This window comes from Sphingobium aquiterrae (genome assembly GCF_037154135.1).
Classification (GTDB): Bacteria; Pseudomonadota; Alphaproteobacteria; order Sphingomonadales; family Sphingomonadaceae; genus Sphingobium; species Sphingobium aquiterrae.
The window spans coordinates 25,785-50,462 of the sequence record NZ_JBANFL010000018.1 but is presented as its reverse complement, the minus strand read 5'-3'; the positions used below and the strand labels follow the sequence as shown (position 1 = coordinate 50,462).

24 protein-coding genes are annotated in these 24,678 nt (G+C 63.5%); 18 read left to right on the top strand and 6 right to left on the bottom strand.

All coding sequences use genetic code 11. The features are described from left to right. Positions 1-19: 19 nt before the first annotated feature. The 18 genes from WFP78_RS18100 to WFP78_RS18015 all read left to right on the top strand — a co-directional run bounded on the left by WFP78_RS18100 (position 20) and on the right by WFP78_RS18015 (position 19,762). Positions 20-1,036 carry an ABC transporter substrate-binding protein gene (locus tag WFP78_RS18100; protein WP_336965537.1) on the top strand — a complete coding sequence of 339 codons (1,017 nt, stop codon included), beginning with the start codon at positions 20-22 and terminating at the stop codon, positions 1,034-1,036. Between the two features lies 1 nt (position 1,037). Further along, positions 1,038-1,865, top strand: a complete 828-nt coding sequence (locus WFP78_RS18095; protein ID WP_070932367.1) for a nucleoside phosphorylase — start codon at positions 1,038-1,040, stop codon at positions 1,863-1,865. Positions 1,866-1,947: 82 nt separating this feature from the next. Next, a complete protein-coding gene (deoC, locus tag WFP78_RS18090; RefSeq protein ID WP_070932369.1) occupies positions 1,948-2,607 on the top strand; it encodes a deoxyribose-phosphate aldolase in 660 nt (219 codons plus the stop codon). A 321-nt stretch (positions 2,608-2,928) separates the two neighbouring features. After that, positions 2,929-7,491 (top strand): molybdopterin cofactor-binding domain-containing protein, encoded by a 4,563-nt coding sequence (locus WFP78_RS18085; protein WP_070932371.1) that lies wholly within the window; start codon positions 2,929-2,931, stop codon positions 7,489-7,491. 284 nt (positions 7,492-7,775) lie between these two features. Next, on the top strand, positions 7,776-7,955 hold the full coding sequence (locus tag WFP78_RS18080) for a DUF4089 domain-containing protein (protein ID WP_070932373.1): 180 nt from the start codon (positions 7,776-7,778) through the stop codon (positions 7,953-7,955). Then, positions 7,952-9,325 carry an AtzE family amidohydrolase gene (locus WFP78_RS18075; protein ID WP_070932375.1) on the top strand — a complete coding sequence of 458 codons (1,374 nt, stop codon included), beginning with the start codon at positions 7,952-7,954 and terminating at the stop codon, positions 9,323-9,325. Before WFP78_RS18080 ends, WFP78_RS18075 begins: the two co-directional genes overlap by 4 nt. Continuing rightward, the gene (locus tag WFP78_RS18070) at positions 9,322-10,902 is read left to right on the top strand and encodes a gamma-glutamyltransferase family protein (RefSeq protein ID WP_070932377.1); all 1,581 of its coding nucleotides are present in this window, start codon (positions 9,322-9,324) and stop codon (positions 10,900-10,902) included. The genes WFP78_RS18075 and WFP78_RS18070 overlap by 4 nt, the downstream gene beginning before the upstream one ends. Further along, the gene (locus WFP78_RS18065; protein WP_070932379.1) at positions 10,896-12,137 is read left to right on the top strand and encodes an allantoate amidohydrolase; all 1,242 of its coding nucleotides are present in this window, start codon (positions 10,896-10,898) and stop codon (positions 12,135-12,137) included. The genes WFP78_RS18070 and WFP78_RS18065 overlap by 7 nt, the downstream gene beginning before the upstream one ends. Positions 12,138-12,178: 41 nt before the next feature. Further along, a complete protein-coding gene (locus tag WFP78_RS18060; protein ID WP_084653437.1) occupies positions 12,179-13,366 on the top strand; it encodes a pyridoxal-phosphate-dependent aminotransferase family protein in 1,188 nt (395 codons plus the stop codon). Next, the gene (gene puuE / locus WFP78_RS18055; RefSeq protein ID WP_070932382.1) at positions 13,363-14,235 is read left to right on the top strand and encodes an allantoinase PuuE; all 873 of its coding nucleotides are present in this window, start codon (positions 13,363-13,365) and stop codon (positions 14,233-14,235) included. The genes WFP78_RS18060 and puuE overlap by 4 nt, the downstream gene beginning before the upstream one ends. Positions 14,236-14,258: 23 nt before the next feature. Next, complete coding sequence (gene hpxZ / locus WFP78_RS18050) at positions 14,259-14,639, top strand: oxalurate catabolism protein HpxZ (protein WP_070935437.1); 381 nt, start codon at positions 14,259-14,261, stop codon at positions 14,637-14,639. Then, positions 14,636-15,091 carry a 2-oxo-4-hydroxy-4-carboxy-5-ureidoimidazoline decarboxylase gene (uraD, locus tag WFP78_RS18045; protein WP_070932384.1) on the top strand — a complete coding sequence of 152 codons (456 nt, stop codon included), beginning with the start codon at positions 14,636-14,638 and terminating at the stop codon, positions 15,089-15,091. The genes hpxZ and uraD overlap by 4 nt, the downstream gene beginning before the upstream one ends. Beyond that, on the top strand, positions 15,088-16,509 hold the full coding sequence (locus tag WFP78_RS18040; protein WP_070932386.1) for an NAD(P)-binding domain-containing protein: 1,422 nt from the start codon (positions 15,088-15,090) through the stop codon (positions 16,507-16,509). The genes uraD and WFP78_RS18040 overlap by 4 nt, the downstream gene beginning before the upstream one ends. Next, positions 16,506-16,847, top strand: a complete 342-nt coding sequence (gene uraH / locus WFP78_RS18035; protein WP_070935439.1) for a hydroxyisourate hydrolase — start codon at positions 16,506-16,508, stop codon at positions 16,845-16,847. The genes WFP78_RS18040 and uraH overlap by 4 nt, the downstream gene beginning before the upstream one ends. Before the next feature lie 76 nt (positions 16,848-16,923). Next, positions 16,924-17,901 (top strand): bile acid:sodium symporter family protein, encoded by a 978-nt coding sequence (locus tag WFP78_RS18030; protein WP_070932388.1) that lies wholly within the window; start codon positions 16,924-16,926, stop codon positions 17,899-17,901. Positions 17,902-17,928: 27 nt separating this feature from the next. Further along, positions 17,929-18,393: a beta/alpha barrel domain-containing protein gene (locus WFP78_RS18025; RefSeq protein ID WP_139181626.1), complete on the top strand. Its 465-nt coding sequence runs from the start codon at positions 17,929-17,931 to the stop codon at positions 18,391-18,393. A gap of 36 nt (positions 18,394-18,429) precedes the next feature. Further along, positions 18,430-19,341, top strand: a complete 912-nt coding sequence (locus WFP78_RS18020) for a LysR family transcriptional regulator (RefSeq protein ID WP_070932390.1) — start codon at positions 18,430-18,432, stop codon at positions 19,339-19,341. 85 nt (positions 19,342-19,426) lie between these two features. Further along, complete coding sequence (locus WFP78_RS18015) at positions 19,427-19,762, top strand: hypothetical protein (RefSeq protein WP_473829056.1); 336 nt, start codon at positions 19,427-19,429, stop codon at positions 19,760-19,762. Positions 19,763-19,781: 19 nt separating this feature from the next. Here WFP78_RS18015 and WFP78_RS18010 read toward each other — a convergent pair whose 3' ends face one another. From WFP78_RS18010 to trbK-alt, 6 genes are read right to left on the bottom strand one after another with little or no spacing between them, the layout of a single operon-like run. Further along, positions 19,782-19,994, bottom strand: a complete 213-nt coding sequence (locus WFP78_RS18010) for a DUF2274 domain-containing protein (RefSeq protein WP_070932394.1) — start codon at positions 19,992-19,994, stop codon at positions 19,782-19,784. After that, positions 19,991-21,214, bottom strand: coding sequence for a TraB/TrbI/VirB10 family type IV secretion system protein (locus tag WFP78_RS18005; RefSeq protein ID WP_070932396.1), 1,224 nt, complete (start codon positions 21,212-21,214; stop codon positions 19,991-19,993). The genes WFP78_RS18010 and WFP78_RS18005 overlap by 4 nt, the downstream gene beginning before the upstream one ends. Then, the gene (gene trbG / locus WFP78_RS18000) at positions 21,214-22,236 is read right to left on the bottom strand and encodes a P-type conjugative transfer protein TrbG (protein ID WP_070932398.1); all 1,023 of its coding nucleotides are present in this window, start codon (positions 22,234-22,236) and stop codon (positions 21,214-21,216) included. The genes WFP78_RS18005 and trbG overlap by 1 nt, the downstream gene beginning before the upstream one ends. After that, positions 22,233-22,916, bottom strand: a complete 684-nt coding sequence (trbF, locus tag WFP78_RS17995; RefSeq protein WP_070932400.1) for a conjugal transfer protein TrbF — start codon at positions 22,914-22,916, stop codon at positions 22,233-22,235. The genes trbG and trbF overlap by 4 nt, the downstream gene beginning before the upstream one ends. A gap of 5 nt (positions 22,917-22,921) precedes the next feature. Continuing rightward, on the bottom strand, positions 22,922-24,274 hold the full coding sequence (gene trbL / locus WFP78_RS17990; protein WP_070932401.1) for a P-type conjugative transfer protein TrbL: 1,353 nt from the start codon (positions 24,272-24,274) through the stop codon (positions 22,922-22,924). Then, positions 24,271-24,669, bottom strand: a complete 399-nt coding sequence (trbK-alt, locus tag WFP78_RS17985; RefSeq protein ID WP_070932403.1) for a putative entry exclusion protein TrbK-alt — start codon at positions 24,667-24,669, stop codon at positions 24,271-24,273. Before trbK-alt ends, trbL begins: the two co-directional genes overlap by 4 nt. Positions 24,670-24,678: the final 9 nt, after the last annotated feature.

Genomic DNA, 24,678 nt, shown 5'->3' with positions numbered 1-24,678 from the left:
TCGGCGGGGCGCATCGGATATGAGCCGCTATCGCAAGCTCGGCCTGACCGCCCTCGCATTGGCGTTTCTGATTGCGATGGGACTGGCGCTGCGCGCGACCGAGATGGCCGGCGTCCGATCGGGCGCGAATGGCAAAGCAATCTCGCTCCGGTTGCCCTGGCTCATCAACGCGCAGGCTGCTGGCTATATCATGGCCAGAGAGAAGGGATTTTATCGACAAGTCGGCCTCGATGTCGACATCCTGCCCGGCGGGCCAAACCTGAATTCCGCCGCATTGGTGGCCTCAGGAGCCAATACCTTTGGCACCAACGATATTGGGAACATCATTCTTGGCGTCAGCCAAGGGATGGACCTCAGGATCATTGGCGCCTGCTTTCAACGCTATCCCGTTGGCGTCATTTCACTAGCGAAGTCGCAGATACATACTCCTCAGGATCTGGTCGGCCGAACGCTAGCCTATAATGAGGGTGGCCCATGGACGTTCATCAAAGCCATGCTGGCGAAGCAGAAAGTATCTCTGAGCAAGATACATCTGGTGGTTTCCCCCAGCACCGAACTGCTCATAAACGGTAGCGTCGACGCCCGAACCGGCTTTACTGTGAATCAGCAACTGGCGCTGGAGCGCATGGGATACAGCACGTCTGCGATCCTGCCTTCAGACTATGGGGTGAATAGTTACGCCGAGGCCATTTTCACCCGCCCGCAAATCCTCAAATCCGACCCCGATCTGGTACGCCGGTTCGTCGCGGCCACCGTGCGCGGTTACGATTATGCCTATAGCCATCAGCAGGAAACTGTAGGCGCGCTGATGCTCGCGAACCCTCAACTCGATCCGGCTCAGCAGGCCGCCCAACTCAAGCACCAGGCCGCCTACATCTACACCGAATTCTCGCGCGCCCATGGCACCTGCGCATTTCAGCCAAGTGTTATTAGCCAGACGCAGGACATTCTGACGCAATTCGGTGGATTGAAGCGACGGGTCGATATCCAGAACATCTATTCCACCGATTACCTGCCATCGAAAAAAGGACAATAGAATGAGCGTTACCGATTCCCCTCTTCACCCGGGCGGCCTACAGATGCATCTGAAGATTCGTCCGGGAGATGTTCCGCGATACGTCCTCACCCCGGGCGATCCCGGTCGCGTACCGGTTCTGGGCAAGGCGTGGGACAGCTACGAGGACGTCGCTCATTTCCGTGAGTATCGAACCGCGCGCGGGACGATTGATGGCGTCGAGATTGGCGCTTGCTCACATGGTGTTGGCGGCCCGTCCACCGACATCGCCATTGTCGAGCTTTCGAACTGTGGTGCCGACACTTTCATCCGCGTCGGATCATGCGCGGCGCTACAACCGGAGATGGAGCCTGGTGACCTTATCATCTCGACGGGTGCTCTCAGGCTCACCGGAACGGTCGATGCCTATGTCGACAAATCCTATCCGGCGATCGCTAGCTACGAAGTCGTAATGGCCTTGATCCAGGCTGCAGAAGAACTTGGCGAGAAGTACCATGTCGGCCTCTCCGCCAGCGTTGACAGCTTTTACGCAGGCGAGGTGAATCAGATGCCGGGGGGGTTCCGGCAGGCTCGCATGGATCATGTGATTGACGACCTAAGGCAAGCGAAGGTCGCCAATTTCGAGATGGAAGCAGCGACGATTTTCACGCTCGCTCAGTTGTTTGGTTTCCGGGGCGGCATGATCTGCTCCGTCGGTGCCAATCGAATCACGGAGCAGCGCGCGGACACCACTCCTTCGATCGCGAGGTGCGCGAAAGTTGCCGCCAGGGCCGTTGCTATTCTCGCGGGGTGGGACAGTAAGAAGGCGGAGAAGGGCAAGGCGTACCTGTATCCGGCCATAGCCGCTTAGTCCCCAGGCCCTTTGTAAACCAAGCATGTCGTAGTTCCGGCTCGCCCTGCATGGGCGGGCCGTGATCCAACAGGAAGAATGAATGTCGCTTACGCGAGAGGCCCTGGCGGCCATGATCGATCACACCCTCTTACGCCCCGACGCGAGAGGAAGCGAGGTGGAGCACTATTGCCGTGAGGCCCTGACCCACGGCTTCAAGGCAGTGTGCGTGAACCCTCTGTACATCCCGCTGGTTGCCAGCAGCCTGCAAGGCAGCACCGTACTCCCATGCGCGGTCGTAGGTTTTCCGCTCGGTGCCGTGCCGAGCGTCCTCAAGGCGTTCGAAACCGAATGGGTCATTCAGCAGGGCGCCCGCGAAGTTGATATGGTGATCAATATCGCCGCCGCGAAGGAAGGAAATTTTGCAGCGATCACGCAGGAGATCGCTCTGCTAAAATCGATTTGCCACGGCGTATGCCTCAAGGTCATTCTTGAGACGTGCCTGCTGACAAATGCGGAGATCGCCTCGGCCTGCCACGGGGCGGTCGAGGCCGGCGCCGATTTCGTGAAGACGTCCACTGGATTTTCTCATGCTGGGGCTTCGCCTGAGCATGTGTCGCTTATGCGCGCCGCCGTCGGCCCATCCGTGGGCGTTAAAGCTTCTGGAGGCATCCGAGACCGCTCACAAGCAGAGGTGCTGATTGATGCTGGAGCCAATCGTATTGGCACGAGTAAGAGCGTTGAACTCATCGGAATAAATTAAGCCAAAGCTTCGTGAACAGCGGTAGTTCTAACGCTACCTCGTCCTTGAATTCGGATACCAAAACCCTACCGGTCTCACAGCAAGAAAGCGATCCACCGCTTGCGCAGAATTGGTGCCGAGCGAGCGAATTGATAGAGCAGGCTGGCCGCAAAATGGCGCTGGTGAATAACATTCTGAGGGCACAATTTCCTTCAGAGGAGCCAACTTCGCGCGTCCGCAAGCGCCGTAATTTTTCAAACCAGGAACAAGCTAGAGCTATTTCCGGCAGGCCCACGCGATTGTTGCTACTTCATTGAAGGGTTACCAAAACAGGAGCGGCAGATGTCGGGTGAGCTTCACTTTATTCTAAACGGGAAAGATATATGGATATCCAACCCCTCGCCCGAAACGCTGCTGGTTGATTACCTGCGGTCGCCTGACGTGGGGCTTACCGGAACGAAGAAGCCATGTGGCCAAGGCGGCTGTGGTGGTTGCACTGTTATCTTGTCCACGCCGATATTTGGCGGGCAAGCCGGGCAAGATGGCAGAGTGGAGCATCGCGCCATCAACTCCTGTCTCAGGCGGCTCTGTTCTCTCAACGGTCTGGCAATCACCACCATTGAGGGCACCGGCTCCATCCCACCCAACCCAAGCCGCTACTTGCTCCACCATCCGACAGGTTCCCGTGCCGGCCCGAGGATAGACGATCCTATCGCGCCAGCGCTTCTCGACACGATCACACTTGCCCGACAGCAGAATGCAACAGCCTCGGCGAGTATTGCAGGGCAAAAAGCGGTGGCAGCTAGCGATCACCCCAATCCCGTCGCTCACGCACTGGCTAAGAACAACGGTAGTCAGTGCGGTTATTGCAGCGTAGGTTTTGTGATGAACATGTCCGAGTTCATCAGGACCAACCCGTCACCGAGCAAGAAAGAGATCGAGGACATATTCGACGGAAATCTATGCCGATGTACGGGATATCGTCCGATTCTCACCGGCATGAAAAGTTTTGCCAAAGACTGGGAGGAAGACCCTGAATCGCAAACGGTAATGCAGTGCCTGGAGGACCCGCCGGTCGATGATCCCCTTGGTAGCACCGTCTCGATCCCCGTTCCGAACAAGTGGCCGAAGGTCATCCCGTTGTCCACGGACGGTGCCGACGGCATTCCGGCTTGGCATGCTCCGACCACTGTAGAAGAACTGATGGTCCTCTGGCAGGACGATTGGTGGAAAAACCCACCGCGCTTCATTCATGGGGGAACATCTTTCGGGATATATGACCAATGGTTTACCCGTGACGATGCTCCGGCGGTAGTTGATCTGCGAGGCATATCGGATATCAATATTGCTCCTAGTTTTGCAGGAGATTCATTCTATTTCGGGGCGACGTTAACATACAGCCAGTTCATAGATCATGTTCTGACCTATCCCGGCATTGGACAGGTAATTGACCCGTCTCTTGAAGCATTGCTCTACATGGCACGTCGTACCGCTGGACGGATTGTCCGCAATGCCGCAACAATTGGCGGCAATACAATGCTCGTGCTCCATAACATCCACGGAGATACGCCATTTCCGTCCGACTTCGTGACAACACTGTTCGCGCTCGACGCGGAGGTTGAATATTATGAAATCGTCCTGCAGCCGGATGGCAGTGCACAGGCTGTCAAGCAGAGCAGTACGCTTGAGGCAATGGTGCAGAAGATCGTCGCCAACCCTCCGCCATCGGAACAGAGTCAGAACCTGCGGCGCTATATTCTAATGTCATATTCTGTTCCGCTAAGCAAAGACAATGGGGTGGTCCTCTCGCAAAAGGTGGCGCTTCGTGAGGTGAATTCCCATGCGATCGTTAACGCGGCTACCAACCTCTCTTTTGGTGATGGCCTCAATGTTGCTACGGCCAGGTTGATCTTCGGCAATATCGCTTCTTTCCCTTGGCGTGCGTCTAGGACGGAAAGCGCTCTCCAGGGCAACGAGCTTTCCCTGGACCTCATAAGCAAACTTTGCAGCATACTCGATGAAGAGGTTCGGGCCGCACTTGCACAGTGGCAAGATGCATTTGCCAATGTTCCTGACGAAGGATTTACGGACAATTACAAAGCCTCGTCAGCAGTCAGCATGTTTTACAAGGCGATGCTGAACGCTCTCGTTAAACGAGGCGGGAAGGTTCCGCCGCATCTGGAATCGGCTGGAAACGAATATTGGGGAAACTGGCCTAGCAGCACTGGGCGCCAATATTATACCGTTCAGGATTTCAAGAAGCCTGTATCCCAACCCTATATTAAAGGTACCGCTCTGGCTCAATGTTCTGGACAGACCCACTATACACAGGAGATCGCGCCACCTCCCCGCACGCTCTATGCGGGCGTGGTTCAGGCGAATGCCGCATTGGGCAAGGCCGCTTTTAAGCGGCCTGGTGACCTAGACGCCACACTGACCATGGATGATCTCTCTGAATATTTACGAGAACAGTTCCCCGAATTTGTTAGTATTATATCATATAGCGACATACCAAAATACGGCGTCAACTATCAAGGAATTGGACTGGATCAACCGCTATTTGCAGACGCCATTGTTCTATATGTCGGCCAATGTCTCGGGCTTCTTATTGCAGAAACAGAAGAGGCAGCGCTAAGAATCACCCGGTTGGTCAATGAGCAGTGCGTGGATGTGACGCAGGCCGAGTGGGATCAGCCTTGGAACTTGCCTGTCCTGACGCTTGAAGATGCCATCGATCGCGGCAGCATCTTCCCGGATTCGCCCGCGACTGCGCCATGGGTGATGCACGTCTGGAAGATTACCCGACCACACAGCCAATTTGATTGGATGGCCACCGAAGATGGCGCTCCGCGACACCCCGATATAGTTGTCGCCGAGCATATCGACGTTGGCGGCATATCCTGCACGCGTATTGCGAATAGCCAACGGACCGGTGGGCAAGCGCATTTTTACATGGAAACGCAGGCGGCTCTGGCGATCCCATCGGACGAAGGGCGCATGGTTGTGCATTCCTCCACCCAAAGCCCACTTGAGATACAGCAGTCTGTCGCAATGGCGCTGAGCAGCCACTATAACAAGGTCAAGATCCAAACTGCCTTGCTGGGAGGGGGCTTCGGAGGCAAGACTGAGCAGACCAGGTTTGTTGCTGCGCCAACAGCGGTCGCGGCCCGCGTATTGAACCGGCCTGTTCGTTTGATCGTGCCGAGAGATCAGGACACGGCCCTCATCGGCAAGCGCCATGCCCTCTATGGCGAATGTCAGATCGCCGTGGACGATGGTACGGTTGACAACAAGAACAAGGGGCTGATCCGCGGCCTTCATCTCACTATGTGGGCCGACGGCGGAGCCTATTATGATTGCTCCTATATCGTCTCGAATTGCATCCAGACGCGCATTGACAACGCATACATGATCCCGAATTTCGAAAGCCAGATCGACGTTTGCCGCACCAACACCGCTCCCAACACGGCAATGCGCTCCTTCGGAGATATTCAGGGAAAGACGGTCCTCGAAAACGCGATCGATGATGCGGCCGCTCAGCTTGGTATTCGTCCGGAAGAAATACGCGAAAAGAACTTCTATGTTCGAGGAGATATGGCTCCCTACGGGCAGGTACTCACAGCCTGTTATATCAAGGAGGTCTGGGCTTATCTCAAGGAGAAATGCGACTACGACAAAAAGGTGTCGGATGTAGAGGATTTCAATAGTAAAAATAAATGGCGGAAGCGCGGCATATCGATGATACCGGTGAAATATGGTTCAGGCTACAACTTCGAGCAGCTGAAACAATCCACCGCCATCATTGTTGCGAACCAGGCGGATGGCTCGATTGTGATCCATCAAGGCGGAGTCGAAATGGGACAAGGCCTGCTGACTCAGGTTCAGCAAGTGGCTGCCTATGTCCTCAACATTCCTCTTGATCTCATTCACGTCGAGAGCCCGCAGACGGATACCACCCCGAATACCACCAGCAGCGGCGCCTCGACGGGAACGCCATACAGCTGCGAAGCAGTGAAGCGCACCGCTGAAATTCTGCGCAAACGACTTATGGATTTCGGATATCAATTGCTAAAGGACAATGGCGACGATTGGTGTAAAGCTCATGGCATTGATTTCTGGAATTATGGCTTGCAGGGCTGGGCGGCAGAAGTCAGCCCTCCGAATATGGCACCCGCGCTTATCTGGCAGAATATTGTTAATCTAGCCTATGTTTACCGATTGGGCCTGACCGCTACCTTTAACATTGATATTCCGCAAGGTGATTTCGACATGCCGGTACTTGGGTTCAAGCCGGCGGACAAGCAGCCGCAAATCCCAGGGATCACACCGAGTTCGACAGATCCGAGCGGGGTACTTAATCAGTTCGTCGGCTACACCTACTCGGCTGCCTGCTCGGTCGTCGAAATCGACGTGCTCACTGGTGAGACGAAAATCCTGAGTTCGGACATCGTCTATGACATGGGCTGGAGCCTCAATCCGGCACTCGACATTGGCCAGGTCGAAGGCGCTTTCATACAGGGAGTGGGTTACCTTCTGACAGAAGAACTGGTCACACAATCGAAGCCCATCGCCGCGAACTACCGTGAGGGCAAGCTCAATACGGTAAACACCTGGCGGTACAAAATACCTGCTCATGTAACCATCCCACTGGAAATGAATGTCTATCTTTTCCCACGCAACGATCCATCGGTCATAAACATTCCGCCTGATGATCAGGGAATTTTTTCGGCCAAGGAAGTCGGAGAGCCGCCGCTCGTTCTGGCTATTTCTGTATTCTTTGCCGTCAAGGACGCGGTCCGCGCTTCTCGTAAGGAGCGTGGCAAACTGGCGCTGTTTCGTCTTGACGCTCCCGCCACGCCGCAGGAGGTCAGGCGTGCATGTGACGTCACATTGAGCGATCTATGAGTTTGGTGCGACTAATTCGGGGCGTCGCGTCAGTGAGGAAAGTCTGCTCCCATGGAGCGGATTCAGTTTTCCGAGCCAATACCCTGTATTGCGGTGCGGCAGTGAAACCACTGCCGCCAGTTGGGGTCTGATACAACCCGAATCGAAGGCGCGGCGTGTCAAACCCTCCACCGCACTAATTTTGGCATCGATGAGAGCGAGAAGTTGAGCTTCTTGGCTGAGAGGACTTTGGGCACATCTATACCCGGTTGCCGACTTGGTGTGAGTGCGGTCAGGGTGAGTAAATGTTGCGCGAGAACCATCCGGAATATGTTCTGGCTACGGCACGGCTGCTGGACTTGACGATACCGCCGGAGTGCATGACGGGGGTTCTGGCTAACCTCGCTCTCCTTTTGAGCCACGCCACGATAGTCGCCAAGGGTGATGATGCGCTGCTCGATCCTGCGGAAGTGCTGCAGCCGTGAGCGCACGTTCGATCATCGCAAAAATCCGCAGCGCCGGAACGGCTTCGAGCTGGGCCAGAGACGCGCTTTGTCATATCGAAGCCGACCGGCATCTCAATTGCTTCACCGCCGTTCTCGAAACACGGGCCACCGAAATGGCCGCCCGGATCGACGCTGAGCCTCATCGCTTTCCTTTGGCGGGTCTACCTTTCGCCGCGAAGGACTTGTTCGATGTCGCTGGCCGGCCGACGCTCGCCGGTTCACGGATCAATCTCGACCATCCGCCCGCGCGGAGAGACGCCACGGCGATCGGCCGTTTGACAGACGCTGGCGCGAACCTGGTCGGTCTGACCAACATGGACGAATATGCCTACGGTTTCAGCACCGAGAACGCCCATTATGGTCCCACACGCAATCCCCACGATCCCACGCGCATAGCAGGAGGATCTTCAGGTGGGTCGGCCGCCGCCGTCGCGGCAGGAATCGTGCCAGCAGCGCTTGGCTCCGATACCAACGGGTCGATTCGCGTACCGGCCTCCCTATGCGGCATATATGGTTTGAAGGCCACTTATGGCCGGCTTTCGCGCGGAGGCTCCTTTCCCTTCGTGGCGGATCTCGATCATATCGGTCCGTTAGCGCGCGACCTCAACCTGCTCGCTGTGGTCTATGACCATCTGCAGGGCCCCGATCCCCTGGATCCGGCTTGCGCGGAGCGACCGTGCGACCTCGTCGCGCCGCTGCTGGAAAGGTCATTGCCGGACTTGCAAGTGGGGGTTCTGGAGGGATGGTTCCGCCAAGGCGCGAGTGACGAGGCATTGGCCGCCGTCGACCATGTAGCCTCGGCTTTTCCGCAAATCAGGAAGGTCGTGCTCGAAGGGACCGAGGCCGCACGCTCCGCCGCCTTCTGCCTGACCGGCATGGCTGGCGGAAGCCTGCATGCGAATCGCTTGAAGAACCGGGCCATGGATTTCGATCCGGCAGTACGCGATCGTCTTCTTGCCGGTCTGATGCTTCCTGCAAATCTCACGTTTCAGGCGCGTCGTGTGCGCCGGAAATTTATGCGGGAAGCGGTAGACCTCTTTCGCGAGGTCGACGTCCTGCTTGCACCGGCGACGCCTTGCACCGCGCCCAGGATCGGTGAATCGACCGTCATGATCGCCGGCCGTGAGATTCCCGTCCGCGCCAATCTCGGCCTCTATACACAACCGATCAGCTTCATCGGGTTACCCGTGATCGCTGCTCCGGTCCGGCTGCCGGGACTGCCGATCGGCGTGCAGATCATCGGCCCGCCCTGGGGGGAGGTGAAGATTTTTCAGGCGGCCGCCATACTCGAGCGCAGCGGCCGCGTCGGTACAACTGCTCTCCCGAGCCGAGGCGAGGCGAGCACATGACCGGCACCAGAGCGTCCAGTCACGGCATCGTCACCGCGCCGCACTATCTTGCGGCGGAGGCTGGGTTATCGGTGTTGCGCGACGGTGGGACGGCAGTGGAAGCCTGCGTCGCCACCGCTGCAACCTTGGCTGTAGTCTATCCGCATATGACCGGGATCGGCGGCGACGGCTTCTGGCTGATCCATGAGCCGGACGGGCATGTTCATGGAGTCCATGGCTGCGGGGCGGCGGCCAAGGCGGCGACGCTAGATCTCTATGCCGGGCTGGATGCGATCCCCTGGCGCGGGCCACTGGCCGCGAACACGGTCGCGGGCACCGTCTCGGGTTGGGCGGTGGCGCTTGGAGGCGACAGCGGCACCCTGCCGCTCGGCCGGCTGCTGCGCGACGCCATCCATCATGCGACCGAGGGCGTCGCCGTCACTATTGGTGGAGCGGGCATCGCGGCGGCCAAGAGCGCAGAACTGCGCGTCCAGCCCGGCGCCTACACCGCAATCTTCGAGCCGGAAGGCCGTCCGTTGACGAAGGGCGACCGTATCCGCCAGCCCGCGCTGGCCGCCACGCTGCACAGGCTGGCAGAAGAAGGACCGGAGAGCTTCTATGCCGGCGCGCTGGCCGCCGACATCGCTGCGGACCTCGCCGGGCTGGGCAGCCCGGTGTCCGCCGATGACCTCGCCCGCCACCGCGCCACCCGGTCGGCGCCTCTGCATGTCGCCATCCGCCAAGGCACCCTCTTCAACAGCGCACCGCCGACGCAAGGCATCGCTTCGCTGCTGATCCTCGCCCTATTCGACCGGCTGGAGGTAAAAGCGGTGGACGGGTTGGCCCATATCCATGGGCTGGTGGAGGCGACCAAGCAGGCCTTTCTCTGGCGCGACCGTCATTGCGGCGACCCGGCCTTCATGAAAGCCGATCCGCAAGCCCTGCTTGACGATGGCGCCGCGCTGGACGCCATGGCGGCGCGGATCGATCCGGCGACGGCCCTGCCCTGGCCGCCGCCGCCGCAATGGGGCGATACCTGCTGGTTCGGGGCGGCGGACGCGCGCGGACAGGTCGTGTCGTGCATCCAGTCGACCTATTTCGAGTTCGGCTCCGGGCTGGTGCTGCCCCGGACCGGCATCACCTGGCAGAACCGGGGCGCGAGCTTCCGGCTGGCAAAAAGCGGCTGGAACGCCCTGAAGCCTGGACGCAGGCCGTTCCACACGCTCAACCCCGCGCTCGCCAAGTTCACCGATGGACGGGTGATGGCCTATGGCACGATGGGCGGCGAGGGACAGCCGCAGACGCAGGCCGCCCTGTTCAGCCGTTATGCGCGCTTCGGCGTGGATTTGCAGGAGGCGATCAGCGGCCCGCGCTGGCTGCTCGGGCGGACCTGGGGCGAGCAGTCGACCAGCCTCAAGATCGAGGATGGGTTCGCCGACGCGCTCTATGAGGAGCTGGCGGCGGCCGGGCATCAGGTCGAGCGCGTCGGGCCGCCGACCGCGACGATGGGTCATGCCGGCGCCGTGGTGCGCCATGCCGACGGACGGCTGGAAGGGGCGACCGATCCGCGCAGCGATGGTGGCGTCGCGGCATGGTGAGCGATCCGGCCCCCGGCGGCGCGCGGGCCGTGGCACGGTGCACCGCACTGGCCGTCGCACCTTATAGCGACATGGACGGCCGCCTTTATCGCGGCTGGCTGACCCCGGCATGGCGCGCCGCAACGGAAAGACTGGCGGAATGGATGGCGGAGGCCGGCATGACCGTCTCCACCGATGCGGCGACCAACATCATCGGTCGCTACGAAGGCACGCAGGACGGCCCCGCACTCATCATCGGCAGCCACATCGACAGCGTGCGCGACGGCGGCTGCTACGACGGACCGCTGGGCGTGCTGCTGGGGATCGAGACCGTGGCCGCGCTCCATGCGGGAGGCCGACGGCCGCCCTTCCCCATCGAGGTGATCGCTTTCGGGGATGAGGAAGGCTCGCGCTTTCCCGCCGCGATGCTGACCAGCCGCGCGGTCGCGGGGACGCTGGACCCCGTTCCCGACATGGCGGATGCGGCCGGCGTAACGCTGGCCGACGCGCTGGAGGCGGTCGGCGCTACGCCGGACGGCATGGCCGAGGCGCGGCACGCTCCTGCGCTCGCCTATCTGGAAACGCATATCGAGCAGGGTCCGGCGCTCGAAGCGCAAGGTCTACCGGTAGGAATCGTCACCGGCATAGCCGCGCAACTACGCTATGTCGTCACCCTCACCGGGACGGCGGGCCACGCCGGCACCACGACGATGCCGCTGCGCCGCGACGCGCTGGCCGGCGCGGCGGAGATGATGCTGGCGGCAGAGCGGATCGCGCGCGACGACGCCTCCGATCTTGTCGCGACGGTCGGGCGGATCGAGGTCGCACCGGGGGCGCCGAATGTCATCCCCGGCCGCGCTGTCTTTACGCTGGACATACGCGCCGGGAGCGATGCCCGGCGCGACGCGGCGGCGGCATCGATCCTCGCCGGGCTCCGCGCGATCGCCGACCGGCGCGGACTCGCCATCGCGATCGAGCAGACCAATGATCTTGCCGCGTCTCCTTGCGATCCGGCGCTGACCGATCTTCTGGAAGCGGCGGTGGCGGAACAGGGCATCGCGCCTTTCCGGCTCGTTTCCGGCGCCGGGCATGACGCGATGGTCATGGCGGCTTTGTGCCCGACGGCGATGCTGTTCGTCCGCTGCAAGGGCGGGATCAGTCACAACCCAGCCGAACATGTCGAGGCCGCGGATTCCGACGCCGCGCTGGCGGTCATGCTGGGCTTTATCGAACGACTGGAAGGACGCGTCTCGTGACTGCGACCTATGGCGAGATCGACCCGCCGCAGCGGCTGCTGATGGGACCAGGCCCCGTCAACGCACACCCGCGCGTGCTGCGCGCGATGTCGGCCGACCTGCTGGGCCAGTTCGACCCGGAAATGACCGCGTACATGAACGAGGTCATGGCGCTCTATCGCCCAGTGTTCGGGACGCAAAACCGCTGGACCTTCCTCGTCGACGGCACAGCGCGGGCGGGGATCGAGGCGGCGCTGGTCAGCATGGTGGCGCCAGGCGACACGGTGCTGGTGGCCAATTTCGGGCGCTTCGGGCTGCTCCTCACCGAAATCCTCGGCCGCATCGGCGCGCGGATCGAGACCGTGGACGCGCCGTGGGGCGAGGTGGTGCCGCTCGGCGCCATCGCCGATGCGATTGCCCGCACGGGACCGAAGCTGGTGGCGACCGTCCATGGCGACACATCGACGACGATGGCGCAGCCGCTCGACGGGCTGGGCCGGCTCTGCGCTGACGCAGGCGCGCTTTCCTATGTCGATGCCACCGCGACCATCGGCGGCATGGAGATCGCCGCCGATCGCTGGGGTGTCGATATCGTCACCGGCGGCTTGCAGAAATGCCTCGGCGGTCCCTCCGGCTCGGCACCGATCACCATCTCGGATCGCGCGGCGGCGCACATTCAGCGCCGCAAACATGTCGAACAGGGAATCCGCCGCGACGACATCGACGATGGCGAGGGCGTGCGCATCGGCTCCAACTATTTCGATCTCGCGATGATCATGGATTATTGGAGCGAGAAGCGCCTCAACCACCATACAGAGGCGACGACGATGCTCTACGGCGCGCGCGAATGCGCCCGGCTGATGCTCGAGGAAGGGCTGGAGGCCCGTTACCTGCGCCATCGCCGGGCGGGTGCGGCGATGACGGCGGGGCTGCGCGCGCTGGGGCTGCCGGTGTTCGGCGACGATCGTTACCGCATGCCCAACGTCACTGCCGCCAGCATTCCTGACGGCATCGATGGCGAGACCGTGCGCCGCCGGATGCGGGAGGATTTCGAGATCGAGATCGGCACCGCCTTCGGCCGTCTCGCCGGCAAGATGTGGCGCTTCGGCGCGATGGGCTACAATGCGCGCAAGCACAAGGTGCTGCTGACGCTGGGCGCGCTGGAGGCGGTGCTGCGCGCGGAAGGCTATTCCTGCCTGGTGGGCGAGGCGGTGCCGGCGGCGCTGGCCGCGTGGGAGGCGGCGCCATGAGCGCGCGCGATCTCGTCGGCTATGGTGCCACGCCTCCACAAGCCCGCTGGCCTGCGGGCGCGCGCGTCGCAGTCAACATCGTCGTCAATTATGAGGAAGGCGCTGAAAACAGCGTCCTCAACGGCGACGCGCTGTCGGAAGGTTTCCTGTCCGAAATGGTCGGCGCCGCGCGCCACTCCGCGCGCGCGATGGCGATGGAGAGCCTCTACGAATATGGCAGCCGCGCCGGCTTCTGGCGGCTGCACCGCATGCTGACCGAACGCCGCGTGCCGGTGACGGTATTCGGCGTGGCGAAGGCGATGGAGGCCAACCCGGCGGCGGTCGAGGCGATGCTGGCCGCAGACTGGGAAATCGCCAGCCATGGCCTGCGCTGGATCGACTATCAGGACGTGCCCGAGGAAGTGGAACGCGCGCATATTGCCGAGGCGATCGCGCTCCATACGAAGCTCACTGGCCAGCGCCCACTCGGCTGGTATCAGGGGCGCACCTCGCCCAACACCGCGCGGCTGGTGCGGGAGGAAGGCGGCTTCGCCTATGATGCCGACAGCTATGCCGACGATCTGCCCTATTATTATCGCGGCCAGTTGATCGTGCCCTACACTCTGGACGCCAACGACATGAAGTTCGTGGCGCTCAATGGCTTCACCGAGGGCGAGCAGTTCTTCCGCTACCTGCGCGACACGTTCGACCAGCTTCGCGGGGAAGGCGGGCGGATGATGTCGGTCGGGCTGCATGGCCGCATCGCCGGGCGCCCCGGCCGCGCCCGCGCGCTGGCGCGCTTCATCGACCATGTCATCGCCAGCGGTGACGCCTGGATCGCCCGCCGCATCGATATCGCCCGACACTGGCTGGAGGTTCACCCGCAATGATCGACCCGGCAATGACCGATGACGTGACGATCGACGATCCCGTGCTTCTCACCGAAGTGACGGCGGCGTCCCACGAATATGAGCGCGCGCTGATGGAAGACGACATCCCGGCGATGGACCGGCTGTTTCACGATGCGCCGACCACCAATCGTTTTGGCGTCGGCGAAGTGCTGTATGGCATCGAGGAGATCCGCGATTTCCGCAAGGGGCGTGGCGGATCGCCGCAGCGCAAGCTGGGGAAAGTGGCGATCACCGTCTATGGCGACCGGTTTGCGACGGCGGACGCGGAATTCTTCCGCGAAGGCTCCGACCGGCGCGGCCGGCAGACGCAGAGCTGGGTGAAGTTTCCGGATGGCTGGAAGATCGTGTCCGCGCACGTCAGCCTTGAGGGCAACACGCATTGAGCGCCCCAAACCATCAGGCATTGTTCGAGCATTCCCCCTGGGTGGAGCAGCGCGCCGACGCACGGGCCTCGTCCGGCGACCGCCATGCGGACCTGATGGCGGTGGTGGCGGAAGCGACCGATGAGGAACGTCTGGCGCTGATCCGCGCGCACCCGGAGCTGGCGGGCAAGACGGCAATCGACCGCACGCTGACCGATGCGTCAGCGGCGGAACAGGCGTCGGCCGGACTCGATCGGCTGACGCCTGAGGAGTTCGCGCGGTTTAACGACCTGAACGCGGCTTATCGGACTCGTTTCCGCTTCCCCTTCATTATCTGCGTCCGGCTGACCGACAAGGCGGGCATCCTCGCCGCGATGGAACGCCGCCTCGCCAACGACCGCGACACAGAAATCGCCACCGCCATTGCGGAGATCGGCAAGATCACCGCCCTGCGCCTGAAGGATATGCAATGACCCTCGCCGACCTCGATGCGCGTGTCGCGCGCGATCTGGAACTGATCCAGTGGCGCGGCCCCGACTGGACGATCGCGCGCGACCGACCAGGCGGCCATATATATGACGTGCTGATTGTCGGCGGCGGACAAAGCGGGCTGGCAGCCGCGTTCGCACTGCAGCAGGAGCGCGTGAACGATGTCCTGATCCTCGACGAAAATCCGCAAGGGCTGGAGGGACCGTGGCTGACCTATGCGCGCATGCGCACGTTGCGCACGCCCAAGCAACTCACCAGCATCGACCTCGGCATTCCCAGCCTGACCTTTCGGGCCTGGTATGAGGCGCAGTTCGGCGTCGAAAGCTGGACAGCGTTAGGCAAGATCCCGCGGGCGCAGTGGATGGACTATCTGCGCTGGTATCGCCGGGTGCTCGCCCTTCCGGTGCGCAACGAGGCAAAGGTGGTGGCAATCGAACCGGTCGAGCCGGTTCTGTTCCGTGTGGCGCTGGCAACCGGCGAAACGCTGCTGGCGCGCAAGGTGGTACTGGCGACCGGCATCCAGGGCGGCGGCGAATGGCATGTGCCCGATTTCGTGAAGACCGCGCTGCCGGCCCATCTCTATGCCCATACGTCCGCAGCGATCGATTATGCCGCGCTCGCGGGTAAAAGGATCGGTGTGCTGGGGATAGGCGCCTCGGCGTTCGACAATGCCAATGCCGCGCTGGAGGCTGGCGCGGCGCAGGTGGATGTGTTCGCGCGGCGCAGCGAGCTACCGCGCATCAATCCCATCCGTTTCATGGAGCGGGTCAACCTGGCACCGCGCTATCCCGCGCTGAGCAATGCCGACAAATATCGCGCGATGGCCGATTTCCTCGCCAAGAACCAGCCACCGACGACCGATATGTTCGAAGCAGCCTCGGCGCATGACGGCTTCGCGCTGCATCTGGGCGCGCCCTGGCTGGCGGTGGAGCAGGTCGGCGAAGGCGCGCGAGTGACGACACCGCTGGGCACGTTCGATTTCGATTTTCTTGTGCTGTCGACCGGCCTGCTCTCCGATCCCGGCCTGCGCCCGGAACTGGCCGCGCTGGCGCCCAGGATCGCGCGCTGGGCCGATCGCTACACGCCGCCTGAAGGTCAGCGAAATGCGCTGCTCGATGCGCACCCCTATCTGGGACCGGCATTCGAACTGCTGCCGCGCGATCCTGCGGATGCAGACCTGCTCCACGGCCTGTTCGCCTTCAACTATTCCGCGCTTGCCAGCATCGGGCTGTCGGCATCGGCACTGTCCGGGCTGCGCCACGCGCTGCCACGCCTTGCAAGAGGGGTCGCCGACCAGCTGTTCCTCGACGATGCCCCGGCGATGGTCGACGCCTTCCTCGCCTATGACGAGATCGAGTTCACAGCGACCTGGCCGTGCGACACTACGGGGGCGGCGGCATGAGTGGCGCGACCCTCTCCACCCATGTGCTCGATACCGCCGATGGCGTGCCCGCCCGCGATATGGGCGTTACGCTTCTCGGCCCGGAAGGTCCGATCGGCGCAGGAAACACCGACAATGATGGACGCTGCCCCGGCCTCGTACGTGCGCCGTTGATGCCCGGTCGCTACCGGCTGGAGTTCGATGTCGCGGGTTATTTCCGGAAACGCGGCGTCTCTCTCCCCGCCCCGCCGTTCCTCGACCTGGTGCAGATCGATTTCGGCATCGCGCCGGGCGGCGGCCATTATCATGTGCCGCTGCTGGTCTCGCCCTATGGCTATTCGACTTACAGGGGAAGCTGATGGTGATCCGCTTCCTCGACGATGTAGCCATCGTCGACCAGCTTGCCGGGCTCGATGCCTTTGCAGCGGGCGCCGCATGATTCGTCGCATTCTTGCTTTTGTCGAACCGTTCATCATTGCACTGCTGGGCACGGTGCTGCTGGCAAGCGTTTTTCCCGCACGCGGAGTCTGGGCAACGGTGGCGGATCGCACCGCGGATGCGGGGATCGTGCTGCTGTTTTTCCTGCATGGCGGCAAGCTGTCACGCGAAGCAATTCTGACGGGGATGCGCAACTGGCGGCTGCATCTCGCAACCCTCGGCGTGACGTTCCTGCTGTTCCCCTTGCTCGGACTGGCGTTCCGGCTGCTGCCCTTCGTACCCGCGACGTTCGCCGCCGGTCTACTGTTCCTGACTCTGCTGCCATCCACGGTTCAATCCTCGATCGCCTTTACCGCCATCGCACGCGGAAATGTTGCTGCGGCAGTCTGTGCAGCCTCTTTCTCCAACCTGTTCGGCATTATCGCCACGCCCGCGCTCGTCGCGCTACTGATGGGCGGGACGACGGGCGGAGTGTCCTGGGCGTCGGTCCAGAGGATCCTGCTCCAGCTCCTGCTGCCGTTCGTTCTCGGCCATCTGCTGCGGCCGTGGATTGGCGGCTTCGTTGTACGCAACAAACAATGGCTGGGGCGGGTGGATCGCGGGTCGATCCTGCTGGTGGTCTACGCCGCATTCGGCGCAGCGGTGAAAGAGGGACTTTGGCAACGCATTGCGCCGAGCGGCCTAGCCCTGCTCACCGTCCTCTGCCTGATCCTGCTCGGCATCGTCCTTTGGATTACGACTCTGCTTGGTCGTGCCATGGGTTTATCGCGCGAGGATGCCGTAGTGCTGCTGTTCTGCGGATCGAAGAAGAGCCTCGCGTCCGGCGTGCCTATGGCGGGCGTGCTGTTCCCGGCAGCGCAGGTCGGGATCGTGCTGCTACCCGTCATGCTGTTTCACCAGTTGCAACTCATCGCCTGTGCATTGATTGCGCCGCGTCTCGCCGCACGCGCCTACGCGGTCGCAACACCGGACTGAACAACGCCCAGGGAGAGGCAGAAAACCATGAAGTCCTTTGTTGATACCGCCGACAAGCAGGAGATCCGCGACCTGGCCACGACCGATCTCCTCGATGGCGTCCCCATCAATCCAAGCCCCATTCACAAATCGACCTACAAATTTCTTGAACTGGAAGAGATTGGCGGCATCCTCTCCAGTGCCCGCAGAGTTCATCGCGCGCGATCATACAACGACGATGAAGGAAGACGCCACTCTACGGTAGATCGACCACAACGTGATCAAGGTACGCTCACCATCCACGGACTCAAGACCTACAAATCGATGTCCGCAAACGGTCTTATGGTCAATGTACCGCTCCACTTCTCGGCCAAACGGGCGCTGTTCGAGGCCGGGGGCGCGCGCAACTTTCATTTCGCCGTTCGGCGGCCGCCACAACGGCGGGCGCAAACACGCCCTCGTCGCGCCCGTTGGCTCCCATCGGGCGCTCTCATCCCTGCGATCGCCATATAGCAGCCACTCTCAATCACTGCATTTCTTGAGATACTCGTGCCGTTCGACATCCGCCAGCTTCGCTACGCAATTGCAGCCGCCGATCACGGCAGCTTCTATCGCGCATCCCGAGCATTAGACGTCGAGCAATCAACTCTGAGCCGAGCCATCCTGAAGCTGGAGCGCGTGGTCGGTGGCCGGATTTTCAACCGCTCGCAAGGCGGCGTTAGCTTGACGCTTGCCGGTGCGCAGTTCATCCGCGCGGCGCGACCGATGGTGGCGAGCGCAGAGAAGATAGTAGCAACGATGCGGGCAGCGGGCCAGGGTCGCGCTGGCGGCCTCATGATTGGCCACAACAGCGCGATCTCGGCTGGCCATCTGCGCGCGACGATGATGGGCTGGCGGGCGGGCCATCCCGATGTCGAAATGGACGGCGTGGAAGCCGACCGGAGCGCGTTGCTCGCGGGTCTCGACACAGGCGAGATCGACATCGCCATCCTCATCGGCGAAGCGAGCCATGCCGATCTCCGGCGCGCGGCCTTCTGGAACGAGCGCCTGATGGTCGCCATTCCGGCCGATCATTCACTTGCCGCCCACGATGCCGTCCATTGGACCGATCTGCGGCGAGAGCGCTTCCTGCTACCCGCCGCCGATCCCGGCCCTGAAATCCGCGATCTGCTGCTCGGCCGGCTGATGGTGGCGGGCGAGCCTCCCGACATCAGGATGTACCAGGCGAGCCGCGAGGCGATCCTGAGCGTGCTGGGCGGCGGCCTGGGCGTCTCGATCGTTTGCGAGGGCGCGACGGGCGCGCGCTATCCCGACGTCGTTTATCGTCCCGTCCTGGGCGAGCAGGGACCGGCGTTCGTCCATTATTCCGGCTACTGGCGGGAGGACAACTGCAATCCTGCGTTGCGGCGGTTCCTCGCCTTCGTGCGCGACCGCTATGCGCTGCCCTTCGATATTCCATGAGGTCGAGATAGCTCGCCGTGATTCGCGACGGCGCCACGGACATACGACGTTAACAGGCGCTATCGCAACGAGCAGACAGCCTGATTTGACCACCTTTGGGAAAGGAACCGTCATGACACAAGGCAAAACACTCATCATCGCGCTGGTGACGCTAGTCATCGGGTTTGGGGCAGGTTTCATCCTGCGCCCGGTGATCGCGCCGGTCGAGCCGACAGCAGCGGTAGCCAGTCCGCCGCCCGCCGCCGCCGCGCCCGCGGAGCCGCGCGGCAAGCAATATTTCGCGGCGCATCTAGACGAAGCCCGGCAGGTTCTGACGCAGTGCGCGAAAGGCTCGGTTCGCGGCGACGAATGCTTCAATGCCGAGATGGCCGTCACCGAGGCAGACGGCAGGGCGCGGCACAAGCGGTTCTTCGGAAATTGAGGCCGGATTGGCGCGGCCTTCAGTTCCCCTGCGCGCGGTGCCGGCGAAAGGCCCGGTCGGTGGCCATGAACCGCTCCAGCATCGGCGCGATCAGCCGAGCGGGCGGGATCGGGCTGCCCTCGCCTAAAATCTCGCCGTAGCGCCGCAAATCCTCGAACAGCGGCGCGGGCAGTTCCACGGCGAGTTTGACGGGCTTGTCCTCGGGGATCGGCCCCAGCTTCAGTTTCGTCATCGTGCGCCTCCAACGGGCTCCAATACAAGGTCGCGGGTCAGGACGATCCTGAGCGGATGCCCCGGCCCGATGGTGAGCGTCGGCTGGACATTGAGCTGCCGCCGCACGATCTGCTGGCCGGTCTGGTTGATGGTGTCCTGCGAGCCGCGGCGCAGCGCGCGGGTCAGGTCATCCTCGCTATCGGCGCCCAACTCGGCGCCGACGCCGAGCAGGGTCGAGACGGCGGCCGCCTTGAGCAGGTTCCCCCAATGCTGGTTCACGCGATCCTGTAAGCCGGCATAGCCGGCCGCATCGGCACCGGGCTGGCGCTCGAGAACGATCGAGCGGCCATCCGGCAATATCAGCCGGTCCCAGGCGAGCAGCACGCGGGTCTGCCCCGCGGCGACCTCGCTGTCATATTCGCCGATCAGCCGCGCACCCTGCGGAATGAGCAGTACACGCCCGGTGATGCTGTCATAGACGTTCTGCGTCACCTGGGCGGTGATCTGACCGGGCAAGTCTGAGCGGATGCCGGTGATGAGCGCGGCGGGGATGATGCTGCCGGCCTGCACGATGTTGGGCGATGCGGGCGCTGTCAGCCGCTCGGCGCTAACAATGCGCTGATTGGCTGCCTGTGCCATGAAGGCGCGCTTTCCAGCCTGGTCGCCCTGCACTGTCTCGGCAGGCTGCGGAGCAGCAGCGTCCGGCGCTGCAATTGCGAGGTTCGGCAGAGACGGCATCGCAGCGGCCCCGGCGCCGCTGCCGCCGAGGAACATAGTGCTGGTGCGGGCGGCGTCGCGTTCCTGCGCGATGCGCTGGCGCGCGGCTTCGGCGGCCTGGACGCGCGGATCGGGCTGCGTGCCGACCGGGGGCACGGGCACATTCTCCCCGCGCTCCCGCGCCGCGACGATTGGCCCGCCGAGATCGCCGGGGAGCGGCTTCCCGAGCTTCGGGACCTGGCCATAGTCCTTCGGCCCCGATGTGATGGTTTCGGACGCGGCGCGGCTGTCGGTGCTATAGAGTTCCTCCGCTTGCCTTTCGCCCGGCGGCTTGAGCGCATAGATCAGCGAGCCGCCGATACCGAGCCCAGCGACGACGCCGAGCGTGGCCAGCGCCTTCCTCGACAGGCGCATGACACGTGGTGTCGGCCCGCGAAGCTGGAAGGCGGCGGGATTCGCGGATGCGGGTTGCGGGGATGCCTGCGGCACCGGCTGGACGCGCGTATCGGCGGGATCGGTCATCACCGCCCCCTGCGGCGCGGTTCCGCGCCGTCGCGCACGATGCGGACGCGCCGCTCGGTGCGCTTGTCGCCGAGGCGCAGTTCCGCGCTGGCGAACAGCCGGTCCACCACCATGTAGCGGCCCTGCACGCGGTAATTGACCAGCTCGGCATCGCCGGCCGGGCCGGTCACGAACAAGGGCGGCATCTCGCCCTGCGAGATCCCGGCCGGGAATTCGATGAACACCTGGGAAGAATCGTCGAAAGCGCGCACCGGCTTCCACGGCACACGGTCGCCCGCGATCCGATAGCGGAAATTGAGCGCCGCGATGTCGATGCCGGTGGCGACCGGCGCGGCGGACGCTGCGGCGGCATTGGCGCCGCGCAGGGCGATGAGCTGGTCCTGCGGATAGGTCCAGGAGACCGACGCCATGTAAGTCGAGGCCGTCGCGCGCAGTTCGATGTGGTAGGTGCGGCGGTCGGTATTGATGACGAGATTCGTGGAAATGTCGGGCCGGGTGGGCTTCGCGAGGATATGCACGCGCGCGGTCGGGCCGCTGCCGCTCACCGTGTCGCCGATGATCCAGCGCACGGTGTCGCCGGCCGCGACCGGCCCCGGTCCCACGAGCTGCTCGCCTTCCTGCAAGGCGATGTCCGTCACCTGGCCGGGCGCGGCGTAGACCTGATAGAGCGCCCCGTCCGTCCACGGATATTGCTGGATCGCATTAAGGAAGCCGTCGCGCACAGGCTGCACGCGGGCGGCGGCATTGGCCGCGCCGACGCGGCTGCGCGGATCGGCGGGCTCGGACGGCCGCGCGCCGGTCCCGACCGGCTTCAACTGGCCGGGCAGCGGCAGGGGCTCGGGGATCGTCACCACTTCGACGGCGCGCGGCGGCTGCGCGGCCGGCGTCGCGGCGATCTCGCGCGGCGGATCGTCATAGGCGATGGCCGGCGGCTTTGCCGATGTGGTGGCGCAGCCGGCAAGCGCGGTTGCGGAAAGCAGCATTGCCGCGCTGGCGGCATGGCGGGCGGATTGCCAGGTCATTGCGACAACTCCTTGCTCCAGTTGATGGCGTTGACGAACAGGCCGAGCGGGTTCTTGCGCAGCGCATCGGGGGTGCGCGGCGGCTGCACGACGACGGTGAGGATCGCCGACCAGCGCGTCGTCTCGGCGAGGCTGCCGTCCTGATAGCGCCGCTCGGTCCATGCGACGCGGAAGCTGTCGCCCGATGCCCGGATCACGCTCGACACGTCCACCGCGACTTGGACCTTGCCAACCTGAGCGAACGGGTCGTTGGCGCGGGCATAGTCATTGAGCGCGAGCGCGCCCTTGTCGGTGGTGAAGTCGTAGGCGCGCAGCCAGTTCTGGCGCACGATCACCGGATCGGCAGGGATCGCGCGGACCTGCTCGATGAAGCGGGCGAGATGGAACGCGATCTGCGGATCGGTCGGACGGTAGCCGGATTCAGCGGGCGCGACCGCCTGCGCCTCGCCGAGCCGGTCGACCTGGACAACCCAGGGCACGATATGGCCGCGGGCGGATTGCCAGACGAGGCCTGCGGTGAGTCCGCCCGACAAGGCAAGCGCGCCGAAAAAGGCAAGCCGCCAGTTACGCGCCTGCACGCGGGAGGAACCGATGCGGTCGTCCCAGACCTGCGCGGCGCGCTGGTAGGGCGTCGCGGGTTCGGGGGTCTGGCTGTAGCGGATGGTGGGACGTCGGAACATGGGCGCTACTCTCTTTCCTTGATGTCGGGACCGCCGCCCCCGCCGTGGCTGTCGCCCGCCTTCATGGTGTGAGCGAGGACGGTCGCGCCGTGGGTTGCGGACTGGCGCTGCTTCATGGCCGATGCCCATGCGGGCGGGCCGGAAGCCGGGGCTGCCGGCGATGCCGCTGGCGCGGGGCTGCCCGATGCGGGCGCGACGCCCAGCCCGGCGCGGGCGCCCGTGCGGAAGTTGTCCTTCATGGATGCGCTCGCCTTGCCGGCCATCCGGCGCAGCGGCGAGAGCGCGGCATTGACGGCCCCGCTCGCCGCCGTCTGCCCGACAGCGGCCATGCCGCCCGCGACAGCGCCCGCGCCGCTCTTGCCGAGCGCGCCGACGCTGTAGGCGCCCGCCGCGCCGCCTGCCATGCGCGCGCCGCCACGCGCGGCGGCGCCCGTCATCCGGCCCGTCGCGCCGATAGTCGAGGCGGCGGCGCCCACACCCAGCTTCGCGGCCGCGGCGCCACCGACCAGCGCGCCGCCCGCCGCCAGCACGGTGCCGGCCGCCGCGCCCGCGCCGAGCTGCGGGCCGCCCGAGACGATGCCGTTGGCGATGCCGGGGGCGAAGATCGACAGGCCGAGCAACGACAGCGCGCCGAGCGCGATCGCCAGCACTTCCCGCGCATCTGGCTCGGGACCGACCGTCGCCGTGAACGTGCTGAACAGCGTGGTGCCGATCCCGGTGATGACCGCGAGCATCAGCACCTTGATGCCGGAAGAGACGATATGACCAAGCACCTTCTCGGCCATGAACGCGGTGCGGTTCCAGAAGGCGAAGGGCAGCAGGACGAATCCGGCCAGCGTCACCAGCTTGAACTCGATCAGGGTGATGAAGACCTGGATGGCGATGATGAAGAAGGCGAGGACGACGATAAGGTAGGCCAGCAGCAGCACGGCGATGATCGCGACATTGGCGAACACAGACCAGAGGCTGTTGTAGGCTTCCATCGCGTCGATCAGCGGCTGGGCGGCGTCGAGCCCCTTGGCCGCGATGCTGCCGGGCTTCATGAACTCCGCGAGGCTGAGCGCATCACCACTCGCCTTGAGGCCCAGCCCCGCGAAGCTCTCGAACAGGATCGTCGCCAGCGTCTGGAAATTACCGATAATGAAGGCGAAGGCGCCGATATAGAGGGTCTTCTTGACCAGCCGCTGGATCACGTCCTCGTCGGCGCCCCAGGCCCAGAACAGCCCGGCGATGGTCACGTCGATCGCGATCAGGGTCGAGGACAGGAATCCGACCTCGCCGCCCAGGAGGCCGAAGCCCGAATCGATATAGGTGGTGAAGGTGTCGAGGAAGGTATCGACGATCCCGGTGTCGCTCATCGCGTGCCGCTCCCGGCCTGATCGGCGGGAACAAAGGGGCCGGGAAGCTCCGGCCGGATCGCCTCATTCGCCCGGTTGCCGTCGCTGTCATCGTTCGTGCTGTCATATGCGGCGGGAAGCGCAGGATGCTCGCCCGGCGCGGGCGCGTCGGCATCCTTGCCGAAGAAACGGCGGCGCTTCTCCGCCCATGCCTGCTCGCACCCGGAGTCCGGCATGGTGAGCGTGGCGCAGCGCTCCAGTTCGCGCGCCAGCCGCTTCTGCTGCTCGCCCTGCTCACGGGCGGGCAGGACCGCTTCGCGCGGCAGGCCCTGCGGTTCGCGTGAGGCCACCACCGCCACGGCCAGCATGATGCCGCCGAGCGCGGCGACACCCGCGATCTTTGCATTGCGCGACATCGGACGGCT

Bases quoted from the DNA above. Each gene is read 5' to 3' on its own strand.
- WFP78_RS18100 (WP_336965537.1), top strand. From the start codon at position 20: ATGAGCCGCTATCGCAAGCTCGGCCTGACCGCCCTCGCATTGGCGTTT.
- WFP78_RS18095 (WP_070932367.1), top strand. From the start codon at position 1,038: ATGAGCGTTACCGATTCCCCTCTTCACCCGGGCGGCCTACAGATGCAT.
- deoC (WP_070932369.1), top strand. From the start codon at position 1,948: ATGTCGCTTACGCGAGAGGCCCTGGCGGCCATGATCGATCACACCCTC.
- WFP78_RS18085 (WP_070932371.1), top strand. From the start codon at position 2,929: ATGTCGGGTGAGCTTCACTTTATTCTAAACGGGAAAGATATATGGATA.
- WFP78_RS18080 (WP_070932373.1), top strand. From the start codon at position 7,776: ATGTTGCGCGAGAACCATCCGGAATATGTTCTGGCTACGGCACGGCTG.
- WFP78_RS18070 (WP_070932377.1), top strand. From the start codon at position 9,322: ATGACCGGCACCAGAGCGTCCAGTCACGGCATCGTCACCGCGCCGCAC.
- WFP78_RS18065 (WP_070932379.1), top strand. From the start codon at position 10,896: ATGGTGAGCGATCCGGCCCCCGGCGGCGCGCGGGCCGTGGCACGGTGC.
- WFP78_RS18060 (WP_084653437.1), top strand. From the start codon at position 12,179: ATGGGACCAGGCCCCGTCAACGCACACCCGCGCGTGCTGCGCGCGATG.
- puuE (WP_070932382.1), top strand. From the start codon at position 13,363: ATGAGCGCGCGCGATCTCGTCGGCTATGGTGCCACGCCTCCACAAGCC.
- WFP78_RS18040 (WP_070932386.1), top strand. From the start codon at position 15,088: ATGACCCTCGCCGACCTCGATGCGCGTGTCGCGCGCGATCTGGAACTG.
- uraH (WP_070935439.1), top strand. From the start codon at position 16,506: ATGAGTGGCGCGACCCTCTCCACCCATGTGCTCGATACCGCCGATGGC.
- WFP78_RS18030 (WP_070932388.1), top strand. From the start codon at position 16,924: ATGATTCGTCGCATTCTTGCTTTTGTCGAACCGTTCATCATTGCACTG.
- WFP78_RS18025 (WP_139181626.1), top strand. From the start codon at position 17,929: ATGAAGTCCTTTGTTGATACCGCCGACAAGCAGGAGATCCGCGACCTG.
- WFP78_RS18010 (WP_070932394.1), bottom strand. From the start codon at position 19,994: ATGACGAAACTGAAGCTGGGGCCGATCCCCGAGGACAAGCCCGTCAAA.
- WFP78_RS18005 (WP_070932396.1), bottom strand. From the start codon at position 21,214: ATGACCGATCCCGCCGATACGCGCGTCCAGCCGGTGCCGCAGGCATCC.
- trbG (WP_070932398.1), bottom strand. From the start codon at position 22,236: ATGACCTGGCAATCCGCCCGCCATGCCGCCAGCGCGGCAATGCTGCTT.
- trbF (WP_070932400.1), bottom strand. From the start codon at position 22,916: ATGTTCCGACGTCCCACCATCCGCTACAGCCAGACCCCCGAACCCGCG.
- trbL (WP_070932401.1), bottom strand. From the start codon at position 24,274: ATGAGCGACACCGGGATCGTCGATACCTTCCTCGACACCTTCACCACC.
- trbK-alt (WP_070932403.1), bottom strand. From the start codon at position 24,669: ATGTCGCGCAATGCAAAGATCGCGGGTGTCGCCGCGCTCGGCGGCATC.